The sequence below is a fragment of the Idiomarina seosinensis genome (assembly GCF_044797955.1).
In the GTDB taxonomy this organism is placed as follows: domain Bacteria; phylum Pseudomonadota; class Gammaproteobacteria; order Enterobacterales; family Alteromonadaceae; genus Idiomarina; species Idiomarina seosinensis_A.
In genome coordinates this window covers 2277618-2290309 of sequence record NZ_CP085211.1, presented here as the reverse complement: position 1 = coordinate 2290309, position 12692 = coordinate 2277618, and the positions used below count along the sequence as shown (strand labels likewise).

General features: G+C 49.9%; 12 protein-coding genes. 7 read left to right on the top strand and 5 right to left on the bottom strand.

What is annotated here, in order from left to right; translation table 11 throughout:
* Positions 1–12: 12 nt before the first annotated feature.
* Entirely contained in the window at positions 13–942 is a 930-nt protein-coding gene (locus LG288_RS10825; protein ID WP_404400427.1) for a rhodanese-related sulfurtransferase, read from the bottom strand.
* Positions 943–1026: 84 nt separating this feature from the next.
* Here LG288_RS10825 and LG288_RS10820 point away from each other — a divergent pair, with 84 nt between their 5' ends.
* On the top strand, positions 1027–1788 hold the full coding sequence (locus LG288_RS10820; RefSeq protein ID WP_404400426.1) for a sulfite exporter TauE/SafE family protein: 762 nt from the start codon (positions 1027–1029) through the stop codon (positions 1786–1788).
* Here the strand turns inward: LG288_RS10820 and LG288_RS10815 are convergent.
* Both LG288_RS10815 and LG288_RS10810 read right to left on the bottom strand, forming a co-directional pair.
* On the bottom strand, positions 1735–2751 hold the full coding sequence (locus tag LG288_RS10815) for a CNNM domain-containing protein (protein WP_404400424.1): 1017 nt from the start codon (positions 2749–2751) through the stop codon (positions 1735–1737). The two genes, LG288_RS10820 and LG288_RS10815, sit on opposite strands and share 54 nt — an antisense overlap.
* Positions 2752–2763: 12 nt before the next feature.
* Complete coding sequence (locus tag LG288_RS10810; protein WP_404400422.1) at positions 2764–3369, bottom strand: YqaA family protein; 606 nt, start codon at positions 3367–3369, stop codon at positions 2764–2766.
* 124 nt (positions 3370–3493) lie between these two features.
* Here LG288_RS10810 and hemH point away from each other — a divergent pair, with 124 nt between their 5' ends.
* Genes hemH through LG288_RS10785 form a run of 5 tightly spaced genes read left to right on the top strand, consistent with a single transcriptional unit; the run spans position 3494 to position 6693 of the window.
* Positions 3494–4603 carry a ferrochelatase gene (hemH, locus tag LG288_RS10805; protein WP_404400420.1) on the top strand — a complete coding sequence of 370 codons (1110 nt, stop codon included), beginning with the start codon at positions 3494–3496 and terminating at the stop codon, positions 4601–4603.
* Positions 4604–4623: 20 nt separating this feature from the next.
* Positions 4624–5073 carry an OsmC family protein gene (locus LG288_RS10800; protein ID WP_404400418.1) on the top strand — a complete coding sequence of 150 codons (450 nt, stop codon included), beginning with the start codon at positions 4624–4626 and terminating at the stop codon, positions 5071–5073.
* Complete coding sequence (locus LG288_RS10795) at positions 5060–5563, top strand: TIGR02281 family clan AA aspartic protease (RefSeq protein ID WP_404400416.1); 504 nt, start codon at positions 5060–5062, stop codon at positions 5561–5563. The genes LG288_RS10800 and LG288_RS10795 overlap by 14 nt, the downstream gene beginning before the upstream one ends.
* A 16-nt stretch (positions 5564–5579) precedes the next feature.
* Positions 5580–6221 (top strand): hypothetical protein, encoded by a 642-nt coding sequence (locus LG288_RS10790; protein WP_404400414.1) that lies wholly within the window; start codon positions 5580–5582, stop codon positions 6219–6221.
* Between the two features lie 13 nt (positions 6222–6234).
* On the top strand, positions 6235–6693 hold the full coding sequence (locus tag LG288_RS10785) for a YaiI/YqxD family protein (RefSeq protein WP_404400412.1): 459 nt from the start codon (positions 6235–6237) through the stop codon (positions 6691–6693).
* Here LG288_RS10785 and gorA read toward each other — a convergent pair.
* A complete protein-coding gene (gene gorA, locus LG288_RS10780) occupies positions 6690–8042 on the bottom strand; it encodes a glutathione-disulfide reductase (protein WP_404400410.1) in 1353 nt (450 codons plus the stop codon). The genes LG288_RS10785 and gorA overlap by 4 nt on opposite strands.
* Before the next feature lie 127 nt (positions 8043–8169).
* On the bottom strand, positions 8170–10479 hold the full coding sequence (locus LG288_RS10775; protein WP_404400408.1) for a S9 family peptidase: 2310 nt from the start codon (positions 10477–10479) through the stop codon (positions 8170–8172).
* 158 nt (positions 10480–10637) lie between these two features.
* On the opposite strand from LG288_RS10775, the gene prlC reads away from it, so the two are divergent.
* Positions 10638–12692: an oligopeptidase A gene (prlC, locus tag LG288_RS10770; protein ID WP_404400406.1), complete on the top strand. Its 2055-nt coding sequence runs from the start codon at positions 10638–10640 to the stop codon at positions 12690–12692.

Below are 12692 nucleotides of genomic sequence, written 5' to 3'. Positions count from 1 at the left end.
GCTAGGTAATGATCAACTTTCTGTTAACTCTTCCTGCTTGCCGTCGCGGATATGCTTTTCGCCGCGCTTTTTAGCCAGTTGTATTTGGCGCTCCCGCTCGGCGTAGCGTGCTTTTTGCTCGTCAGTAGTGGTGTTATAACAGTGCGGACAGCTTACCCCTTTTTGATACAACGAAGATTCCTTCTCTGCATCGGTAATGGGCATGCGACAGGCGTAGCACTGGTCATATTCACCCTGCTCAAGACCATGTTTAACGGTAACTCGCTGGTCAAATACAAAGCAGTCACCACGCCACCGACTGTCATCCTCAGGAACCAGTTCGAGATATTTAAGAATTCCACCCTTCAGGTGATAGACCTTCTCGAACCCTTGCTCTTTCAGGTAAGCCGTTGACTTTTCACAGCGGATGCCCCCGGTGCAAAACATAGCGACTTTTTTATGCTTACTGGGGTCCAGGTGCTGTTGTACATAGGCGGGAAACTCACGGAATGTATCGGTTTTGGGGTTTACTGCTCCCTCAAAAGTACCGACCGCGTATTCATACTCGTTTCGGGTATCGATAAGCAAAACTTCAGGATCAGCAATTAAGTCATTCCACTGCTCTGGCTCGACATAAGTGCCAACAGTATTTTTTGGGTCGACCCAGTCGATACCCATGGTGACGATCTCTTTTTTCAGCTTTACCTTAGTACGATAAAAGGCTTGCGTATCGCTGGTTGACTCTTTATGTTCTAAGTCGGCCAGACGTGGGTCCTGACGCAGGTAAGCTAACACCTGATCTATGCCCTGGCGAGTGCCGCAAATAGTTCCGTTAATACCTTCACGGGCTAGCAGCAGCGTGCCCTTAACGTTGTTGTCGACCAACACTTGATAAATAGCGTCACGACGTTGCTCAAAGTCATTGAGTTCGACAAACTTATACAAAGCTGCGCAAATATACATAATCATTACCTTTATAGCTGTCCGGAACGTAAATCCGGGGCGTTAAAATCGCGCGAATTATAAACGCAACGGGAGTTTTCCTCAATGACTGCTGCAGACGGTTTATTTTGGCTGTTGATCGCTCTTTCGGCGTTAACCTCATTATTAAGTGCGGTTGCCGGCGCGGGCGGCGGCGCTGTGCTAATTGCGGTGCTGGCGCTGGTGCTGCCGGCTGCTGCCGTAATCCCGGTACATGGACTGGTACAAATGGGGTCAAACGTAGGCCGCTCGGCGCTGGCTCGGCAACACATCGACTGGGCGACAGTAGCCTGGTTTGTACCTTTTGGCTTGCTGGGTACTTTTTTAGGCAGCCTGTTGCTGGTGCAATTACCGCCGCAGATACTGCAGCTGTGCATTGCAGTATTTTTGCTGTATCTGAGCTGGGGGCCTGCATTACCGCGAGTGGTCCTGGGCCGCTCAGGACTGGCTATGGGCGGATTAATAACGGGATTTATCTCGCTGTTTGTGGGTGCCTCGGGTCCCGTCGTTGCAGCGTTTATTAAAGCGCGTTTTGCCAACCGCATGACAACGGTTGCCACTTTCGCGGCAACTATGAGTATGCAACATGCGCCCAAAGCCCTGGTGTTTGGGCTGGCCGGATTTGCCTTTCAGGACTGGCTGCTGTTGATTGGGGCGATGACCGGGGCCGGCTTACTGGGAACTTATGTCGGGCTGCACTGGTTAAAACGCATAAGTAATCAGCGATTTAACCAGGCGTTTAAGTGGATTATTACTTTGTTAGCCGTGCGCCTGTTATGGGTCGCTCTTCAGGCGCTTATCCCAGCGCTGCCTGGCGTAGCGTCTTAGGCTTGGGACGTTATCGGTTTCGTCCATAATAGGGGTCCCTAGAATGGTTTCAATAATATCCTCCAGGGTGATTAAGCCCAGCCAGCTGCCGTGCTCGTCATAGACCAGACAAAGATGTTGTCGTTCTCTTAATAAATAAGCCATTAAGTTTTCAATGCTGACGGTTTCTGTGACGATTTCAACGGGCCGGGCCAAATCTACAACGGGCTGGTGTAACTCAGCATTAAGGGCGTCACTGCGAAACAGTAAACCAAGTGGTTCCTCGTCTGCATCAATAATCGGAAACCGTGAAAAAGGCAGGCTGCGGGCTTTTTCGGTAAATTCCGCCAGGGTCATATCCGGGTTAATTGCTTCGCAAACGGTACGTGGCGTCATTACATCTTTAACCCGGATATCGTGCAAATCGAGGATGTTATAAATAACTCTGTGCTCATCTTTATCAAGAGCGGTCTGGGCAAGGCCCATGCTGGCCATAGCTTTAATCTCTGAGCGCACATCAATATCGGGCTCGTTGGCGCCGATACGACGGGTGATTTGGTCGGATAACCAGATAAAGGGCCGTAAGGCAGCGATCATGACTCTTAAGGTAGGCGCCAGAACCGGTGCCAGAGGGCGCCAAAACTTAGCGCCAATGGTTTTGGGGATAATTTCTGACAAAATTAAAATCAATAGTGTCATCACCGCGCTGGCAATACCCAGGTAGCCGTCACCAAAAACCACGGCAACCTGTGCTCCGACACCGGCAGCTCCTGCCGTATGAGCGACGGTATTCAGTGTTAGTATGGCAGCTAATGGTTGATCGATATTCTGCTTTAATGCGATCAGCTGCTGATGCAGTTGCGGCTTTTTTTCCTGAAGCTGGGCAATATAACTGGGGGTGATAGATAACAGGGCGGCTTCAAGGATCGAGCAAATAAACGATACCCCCACAGCCAGCAGTGCAAAGATGATTAATAAAAACATATATTCTTCACCCTAAGTGAAATGAAACACCAAAAAAGCCAATAAAACCAGCCCGATAACACTCCAGCCCAGCCGCGAAGCGTTTTTTTGCCACCAGCTTTGCGCATAGGGGCCTAACCATAGCGCGAGTGCGGCAAGTCCGTAATAACGGATACCACGGGACAAACCGGCCGCAAGCAGGAACACAGTGAAAGAAAAGCCCGCTGCGCCTGCAGCCAGCATTGCGGTCTGAAACGGCACAGGGGTCAAACCCACTAAAAAAACAGCGATAAAACCATCGTCTTTGAGGGTTTGCTGAAAGCTATCATAGTATTGTTGTAGTGACAGGTAATCAATAAACCACTGACCGACCGAGTCAAATAAGGCGAAGCCGATGTAATAACCGATGGCGGCACCGAATAAGCAACCGGCTAAGGCCACGGAGGCGATAGTCCAGATGCGTTTTTGTTCGATAATCATGTAGGGAATCAAAACCAGTTCGAGAGGGATCGGAACAATAGTGGCCTCCAGAGCTGACATGAAAAACAGTATGATAAGCGCATTCGGCGACTGGAGCAGTCGCTCCAGCCACTTTTGGGCTGATTTACTGTCTGGTTGGAAATTTGCTTGTTTACTCACGCGACTAACATATCGATGGCTACAATCGTTGCTAGTGTAACCCGAAAGCTTTGCATTAGGGGATCGAAGTGTTTAAAAATGACGTATGCTTGGCTTAGGTTATTTATTTAAGGAAGTTAATTTTATGAAATATCGTGGTAGTCCGAGTTTTTCGCACCAGCAGGCTGATAAAATTGGTATCCTATTGACCAATCTCGGCACTCCGGAAGCACCAACCAAGGGAGCTTTAAAGCCCTATTTAAAAGAGTTTTTATCGGATCCACGTGTGGTCGAAGTACCGCGTTTACTATGGTATATGATTCTTAACGGTATTATTTTGCGGATTCGCCCTAAGCGGTCAGCTGAAGCCTACGAGACGGTCTGGACCGAGCGCGGCTCGCCCCTGCTTTACCATACTCAGGATCAGACTAATGCGATTAGAGAGCAGTTGCAGCAGCGCTATGGTGAACATGTAATAGTCGACTTTGCTATGCGCTACGGCAACCCGGCCATCAATACCGTGGTCGATAATATGATGCAGGCGGGTGTCCGTAAGCTGTTAGTGTTGCCCTTATATCCACAATATTCTGCGTCGACCGTAGCATCGACGTTTGACAAGCTGTCAGAAGGTCTGACTAAACGCCGTTGGATGCCTGACTTACGCTTTATAACTCACTATCATGACTATGAACCCTTTATCGAAGCAGCGGCAGAGCGGATTGAGCGACACTGGAAGGAACATGAGCGCGCCGATAAACTGATTTTCTCGTATCACGGGGTGCCTCTGCGTTACCTTAAAAACGGCGACCCTTATCACTGTGAGTGCCATAAAACCTCGCGATTACTGGCCGAGCGTTTGGGCTTAACTGACAGTGAGTATTTAACGACTTTTCAGTCTCGTTTTGGCCGGGAAGAATGGCTGCAGCCCTACACCGATGAAACGCTTAAAAGTTTACCCGGCAAAGGGGTTAAATCGATACAGGTGTTCTGCCCGGGCTTCTCCTCAGACTGTCTGGAAACTATTGAAGAAATCGGCGAGGAAAATCGCGAATACTTTATCGAAAATGGCGGTGAGCGCTATGAGTACATTAGCGCCCTTAATGCCGAGCCTAAGCACGTTGAGGCACTGGTTAGCCTGATTGATGAAAACCTGCAGGGCTGGAGTGTTGCAAAAGATCAAAGCGAGCAACTGGCAACGCGTCAGGCAAACGCGGATAAGGTAAAAAATCAGAAGTTGCCCTATGCAAAGGATTAGAATTGTAGCGGAGGTACATTATGGAAAATCGCTTTAATTTAAGCCTGGAACTGATAAATGATTATAAGTTTACCATCGACTTCGGTGGCTTTGGCGAGCTTATTACTGACGAAGCCAAACCCCTGGGCGGGGGCGAAGGACCCAACCCCTCGCGCATGTTAGCGGCCTCGGTAGCTAACTGCCTGGCAGCAAGTCTGTTGTTTGCGTTACGAAAATACGATAACGAACCGGGTAAAGTGACAGCCGATGTCGAAGGTCAGGTGGAACGTGTTGAAGGCCGCTGGCGGGTTACTGAAATAGACGTAAAACTTTATTTGGGCAAAGAACAAGACTGTTTTGATCAACTGCAGACGGCCCTGGATGCTTTTGAGGACTTTTGTGTGGTGACGCAAAGTGTCCGCAGCGGCGTTAACGTTAATGTTGATGTCTATGACCTCAATAATACCCGGTTAAAGCATGGCGACTCGTAGTGGTTTTGGCAGGCCATTTGTGTTTATTGCCTGGGGCCTGGCTCTGGCAATGCTGGTATGGCTTTTTCAGGACAAATTAGAGCAGCAGTTTAATCCAAACCAAAATATCGAAACCCAACAGGTTGGTAATCGCTTAGTCGTCGAGCTGGAACAAAACCGGATGGGCCATTACGTTACCGAGGGTAAAATAAACGGTCAGCCGGTAACATTTTTACTGGATACCGGAGCCACAGTTGTTGCGGTACCCGCAGGACTGGCCAGGCGCTTAGGTTTGCCGAAAGGCCGCCAGGGTATGTCTCAAACCGCAAACGGCCGAACCATCACTTACCGCACGGTAATCGACCGGCTGCAACTGGGGGGCATTCAACTCAATAATGTGCCGGCGTCTATTACTCCCGGCATGGAGGGAGATGTCATTCTGCTGGGCATGAGCGCCCTAAAACAGTTTGAGTTAACCCAAAAAGGCACTACCCTTACCATACGCTATTGACGAAAGGTAACAGATTATGAAAAAACACAGCATTACTTATTTAGCCTCCGTACTGACACTGGTTGTGTCTGCGGCGACCCAGGCGCAGCAAAACGAGATGCAGCGCTGTGCGGCGATGGAAGATTCGCTGGAGCGACTGGTTTGTTATGACAACATGGCTAAAAACCAACAGCGGCAGCACGGCGAGGATATGCAGCAGCGCCAGCAAATGGGTCAACAACAACAGGAAATGGGCAAGCAACAGCGCGAAATGGGCCAGAAGCGCGGTAAAAAGCAAGGGCAGGAAGGCAGGCAGCACGGTCAGCACATGGCTGAGCAAGCGCGGGAGAAAGGACAGGCAATGCGTTCTGAGCGTAACCATCGGGAAGATGATGACCGGCAGGATAATGCCGAGCGCTTTGGTATGGAGCATAAAAACGCCGACCAGCAAGGTAAAATCGAAAAATTACAGGTTAAGGTAGCAGAGCGGCGCGAGGATCCTTACGGTAACTGGATTATTACGCTGGAAAACGGCCAGGTGTGGAAGCAGACTGAAAGTGTGGGATATTTCCGCTGGCAGGAAGATGGCGATTATTACATTGAACGAGGAGCGTTGAACTCGTTTTTCTTTGGTCGGGAAGGTGCTAATCGGCGCTTTCGTGTAACCCGAGTTGAGTGAGGCGTCTGCAAGTATGAAGTTATGGGTTGACGCCGATGCCTGTCCGGTCGCTATTAAAGAAATTCTCTATCGTGCAGCGAATCGTAAGCAGATACCCGTTACTCTGGTTGCTAATCAAATGCTAAAAGTGCCGCCTTCAAAGTGGATATCCTGCGTTCAGGTAGCCAGTGGCTTTGATGTTGCTGATAACGAAATAGTCAACCGGGTCGGCGCTGGCGACCTGGTCATTACCAGCGATATTCCGCTGGCAGATGAGGTGATCAGTAAAGCCGCTTTAGCGCTTAGCCCAAGGGGCGAGTTATTTACCAAAGAAAATATCAAAAGTCGTCTTAATGTGCGGGATTTTATGGATACTATGCGGGCCAGTGGAGTACACACCGGAGGGCCTGCAGCACTGTCGCAACGAGACAAAATGGCCTTTGCTAACCAACTGGACCGCTGGTTAGCAAAGGTGCCTCGCAGTACCTCTTAGCGCAAAGTAACAAACTCCTCTGCGGAAGTCGGGTGTAACGCTACCGTGGCGTCCAGATCCGACTTGCGAGCACCCATTTTAACCGCCACAGCAAAACCCTGAAGTATTTCGTCCATACCTTCACCAATCCCGTGTATTCCAACCACCTTTTCTTCAGGCCCGTAGCACACCAGTTTAAAATAGCTGAGTGCACGGTGTGGGGTTACGGCGTTGTACATGGCTGCAAAAGACGACGTGTAGGTTGTGATATTCTTGGCTCCGTATTTTACTACAGCATCTTCTTCGCTCAGACCGACGGTACCGATGGTCGGGTGGCTGAAAACGACTGTTGCAATATTTTCGAAGTCCATGTGAGCATTCGGCATGTCGTTGAATAACCGCTCTGCCAGCTGCCGGCCAGCTTTAATGGCTACAGGAGTCAAAGCGGTTGCTCCGGTGTTATCGCCCACTGCGTAAATGCCCTGCACATTAGTATTCTGGTATTTGTCGACGTGGATATAGCCATCAGCATCCAGCTCAACGCCGGTTGCTTCAATGTTAATACTGTCGGTTGCCGGCAGGCGGCCAATAGCCCAGACCAGGCAATCAACATCCGTCATTTGTTCGCCATTTTCAAAATGCAGAGTCAGGCGCCCGTCATCAGCTTTGACGACTTCCTTTACAGAGGTTTCGGTATGTAAGCTGGGTCCGTCCTGCTGCATCCGTTCGACTAAGCCATCGGTAATATATTTGTCAAAGGTACGTAAGGGGCGATCACGGCGCACCAATAAATGGGTATCGGTACCCAATGAATGGAAAACTCCGGCAATCTCCACCGCAATATAACCTGCGCCGACCACCGCAGCTTTTTTAGGCTGTTCGGTCAGGGCAAAAAAGCCGTCCGAGTCGATACCGTGCTCTGCACCCGGAATATCCGGAATCATCGGCCGGCCGCCAGTCGCAATAGTAATATGGTCAGCGGTAATCTTTTCGCCGTTAACTTCAACAGTTCGTTGATCAACAAAGGTCGCAAAGCCTTCGATAAACTCGACCCCGTTACCCTCAAAGCCCCGGTGATAGCCGCCGTGAATTCGCTCGATATAAGCTTCACGATTTTTTACCATGGTACCCCAGTCGAAGCCTTTTTGCTCAACATCAAACCCATAAGCAGACGAATATTTCATGGCCTCTGCAATATGGGCGCCGTACCACATGACTTTTTTCGGTACACAGCCAACGTTGACGCAAGTGCCGCCGACAGCTTTAGCTTCGATAACCGCTGCTTTTGCGCCGCGAATGGCTGCACGATTGGCTGAGGCTATACCGCCACTGCCCGCACCAATCGCTAAATAGTCATAATGTCTGCTCATACTGCATAACTCCTGTCAGAATGTTTAGTCTGCCCGTATCTTGAATAAAAAAACCATCCGCTGCAATTAGAGCACGGATTTGGATGTAAAATTATACCCGCAGGGGACACTTAAAGATCAGCATTCCCTAATTGTTGGCGGGTAAATGTTGCTCAATGAACTGAGTCATCATGGTACGCAGGTGAAGTGTTGTTCCTTGTCCTTCGTAGATACCATGACTGCGATTAGGGTAAGCAAAAAAATCAAATTGCTTACCCTGTTTGATTAATTCGTTAACCAGCCGTTCGGTGCCCTGATAATGAACATTATCATCACCTGTGCCATGTACCAGCAACAAATCGCCGGCTAAATTTCCAGCGTGGGTTATAGCCGAAGTTTGCTGGTACTGCTCGGAAGACTCCGGCAGCAGGCCCGAATAGCGTTCCTGATAAATCGTATCGTACAGCGTTAAGTCCGGAACCGGCGCCAGAGCTATGCCCATCTGATAGGTATCGGGGTAACGAAAAAGAGCGTTAAGAGTCTGCGAGCCTCCGCCGCTGTGTCCCCAAATTCCCACCTGGCGGGTATCAATAAAGTCCCAGCGGCTGGCCATTTGTTGCAGCGCATCGTATTGATCCCGTACCGTAATAACGCCAAGTTTTTTGTAAATCGAGCGGCGCCATTGAAAGCCTCGCGGCGACTTCGTGCCGCGGTTGTCGATGGAGGCAACAATGTAGCCCTGTTGAGTAAGCAATGTGTGCCAGAGGAAAGTTGAACCGCCCCATTTGTTAGCAACGGTCTGACCCCAGGGTTCGCCATAAACATAAAATAAAATAGGATATTTTTTACTGGCGTCAAAGTTAGCAGGGCGCATGATATAGCCATCTAACGCAACGCCGTCGCGAGCGTCGACACGGAAAAACTCAACGGGTTCGCGGTCGACGTTATCAACTGCCTGTTGAACTGCTTTGTTGTCGACCACCGACCGGATAACCTGATGATCCGGTAAGCTGATCATATCCGTTGTCGGCACCTTGTTTGTGGCGCTGTAACTGTGTTGCGCGTAACGACCATCGGTGGAAATCTGGTAATTGTGTGTACCTGGCCGGTCAGGGGTCAAACGCTCTAAAACACCGTTGCCGCTTAAACTGGCCCGGAACAGGTAGCGTTCAAGCGGATTATCGGGTGAAGCAATAAAGTAAACCCAGTCCTGGCTTTTATCAAAACGCAGTACATCGATGACATCCCAGTTACCCTTAGTTATGGCAGTCATCCTGCCGGTTTGCCGGTTAACCGTGTAAAGATGACGGTAACCGCTGCGCTCTGAGAGCCAGCTGAACCGTTTGCCCTGATCAAAAAAGTGCACATCATCCACATATTCGGCCCAGGACTCTGTGGTTTCCCGGATCAGTTCCTGACTTTTGCCCGCTGATATGTCACTCAAAAACACCCGGTTGATGTGCTGGCGCCGGGTTAGCTGCTGAATCAGTAGTTGCTCGCTGTTGCCTGCCCATTGCATACGCACTAGATAGTGTTGGCGGGGGTCGCCGGGCAACTGCATCCAGGTTGTGGGGCCACCGCCTGCGGGCAGCACCCCAATGCGCATTGCGGCGTTAGTTTGCCCGACTTTGGGGTAGGGAAAACGCTTAAGCGTCGGATACAAATCCTCAGTATTGTTAATCATTGTAAATATCGGCGTGCCTTCGGTGTTTAACTGCCAATAGGCAATATGCTCACCGTCCGCACTCCACCGAAAACCATCCCGCAAAAAGAACTCCTCTTCATTAACCCAGTCGAAGGTGCCGTTCACAATCGTCTCACTGCCGTCATCAGTGAGTGCCAGGATGCTGTCAGTGGTCAGGTTTTCGACATACAGATTGTTCTGCATTACGTAGGCAACTTTATTGCCCTGGGGATTAAATTTTGCAAATTGCAGACTGGCTTCCGGTGCACTTCCACCTAATTGCCGCAGCTGGTTGTCTGTTCGATCTAAGACCCAGTAGTCACCCAGCGTATGAGTCCGCCATGAGCGCCGGGTATTAGTGAATATCAGCACTTTATTACTGTCTGCCGACCACTGGTAGTCCGCTATTGAGAGAGCTTCGTCTTTACCTTTTGGTGTTAGCTGACGAGCACTAACCAGCACTTCGCGCTGGTTCGTTTGCGGATGGTAGCGAACAATATCCTGGCCCTTGCCGGAACTGGATTGTTCCAGAACTGTGTAGCCTGAGCCGTCAGCTAACCAACGGGTGGGTGTAGGGTAGTCCAGCTGGTATTTATTGCTGCTGTAAATCGACTCTAAAGTCAGTGGCCCCGCAGCTGCATTGGTTCCCGAATTTTTTACCGAAGCGGTTGTAGTGGCAGTTCCGGAGCAGCCAGCGATAAAAAGTAGGGTCAAACCGGCCAGCCACAGGCTTTGTCCGGGTCGTTTTTTAATGGTTAGAGACCTTAGTGTCATTTAATTGCCTTTAATAATTTTTAGCTCGCAATAATTAAACGCAATGATACCTTATGCAAAAGATAATTACAGAGCAGCAGCTTGAAGATGTTCTGTGCAGCCCAATATCTATTCCAGGCTAACAGCAAAATTACTACAAATCGTTTTATGAGGTAACCATGACCGACAACCCTTTACTGCAAACCACGTCAACGGGCGAGAGTTTACCGAACTTTGCCGCTATCGAGCCAGAGCACATTGTACCGGCAATGGAACAGCGTATAGCGGAAGCCAAACAAACCATCGATGAGGTATTACAGCGGGGTGACTTTAGCTGGGTGGGTCTGGTTGAGCCACTAACCGATGCTGATGAAAAGATTGAGCAGGTATGGGCACCGGTGTCGCATCTTAATTCAGTGGTCAGTACCGCAGCCTTGCGAGAAGCTCACGATGCCTGCCTACCGCTGTTGTCTGACTATTCGACTTTTGTCGGTCAGCACAAAGGGCTTTTTGACGCGTATCAGAGCTTACGCGACAGCGAGTCGTTTTCGCAGCTTAGCCAGGCGCAGCAGAAACTGTTAACCGATACATTGCGTGACTTTCACTTGTCGGGTGTTGATTTACCGGAAGACAAAAAGCAACGTTACGCCAGTATTTCGGCGAAACTATCCGAGTTGTCTTCTCAGTTTAGTAACAATTTGCTGGATGCAACCCAAGCCTGGAGCTGCCATGTTACTGATGAAGCGCGGCTAGCAGGGCTGCCCGAGAGTATTCAAGAAGCCGCGGCCGAAGCAGCCGAGAGTGCCGGAAAAAGCGGCTGGTTATTCACCCTGGATATCCCCAGTTATTTGCCGGTGATGCTGTACGCAGAGGATCGTGAATTGCGGCGCGAAATGTATCAGGCATTTACCACGCGAGCATCTGATCAGGGGCCAAACGCTGGTCAGTACGACAACAGCGAAATTATGAACGAAACCGTTGCCCTGCGTCATGAACTGGCTAATTTACTCGGCTTTGATGACTATGCTGATATGTCACTGGCAACAAAAATGGCGGAGTCACCTGAACAGGTGCTGGAGTTCCTGGATGATTTATCTGAGCGCTCGTTGCCTCAGGCTAAGCATGAGTACGCTGAAATAGCGGCTTTCGCAGAGCAAGCTGGTGTTAAGGAACTGCAGGCCTGGGATGTGCCCTACTACAGCGAACAGTTAAAACAGCAACGTTACGCTGTGTCGGATGAGCTGCTGCGCCCTTACTTTCCTGAACAACAAGTTCTTAATGGGTTATTTGAAGTCGTCAAGCGCTTGTTTGGCATGACGATAAGTGAACAAAAGGATGTTAATAGCTGGCATCCGCAAGTTCGGTTTTTCCGAATCCATGACGCTGAAGGTCAGTTACGGGGAAGTTTTTATCTTGATTTGTATGCGCGCTCGGGTAAGCGTGGCGGGGCATGGATGGCCGACTGTGTGGGCCGTCGAGTCAAACAGTCTGGTGAAGTTCAGTACCCGGTGGCGTTCTTAACCTGCAATTTTAGCAAGCCGGTCGGGAACAAACCGGCGTTGTTTACTCATGACGAAGTGCTGACTTTATTTCACGAGTTCGGTCATGGCCTCCACCATATGCTGACACAAATTGATACCGCCGGCGTGTCGGGTATTAATGGTGTGGAATGGGATGCTGTTGAGCTGCCCAGTCAGTTTTTAGAAAACTGGTGCTGGGAGCCTGATGCGTTAGCTCATATTTCCGGCCATTATGAAACCGGTGAGCGATTGCCTGAAGAACTGCTGCAAAAGATGCTGGCAGCTAAAAACTTTCAGTCAGCAATGCAAATGGTGCGACAGCTGGAATTTTCGTTATTTGATATGCGCGTCCATCATCAGTATGACCCCCGGCGCGGTGCCGAAATCGCAGAGGTGTTACAGCAGGTACGCGAGCAGGTTGCGGTTCGCATGCCGCCGGAATATAACCGTTTTCAACACAGTTTCGGACATATATTTGCTGGTGGCTACGCAGCGGGTTACTACAGTTACAAATGGGCTGAGGTATTATCCGCTGATGCCTTTTCGCGCTTTGAGGAAGAAGGCATTTTTAACGCCACGACAGGGCGCGACTTTTTGAATGCTATTTTGGAACGGGGCGGTAGTCGCAGCGCAGCCGATTTATTTGTTGAATTCCGAGGACGCGAGCCACAAGTCGAACCCTTATTGCGACACAGTGGTATTGTCGCGGCTTAA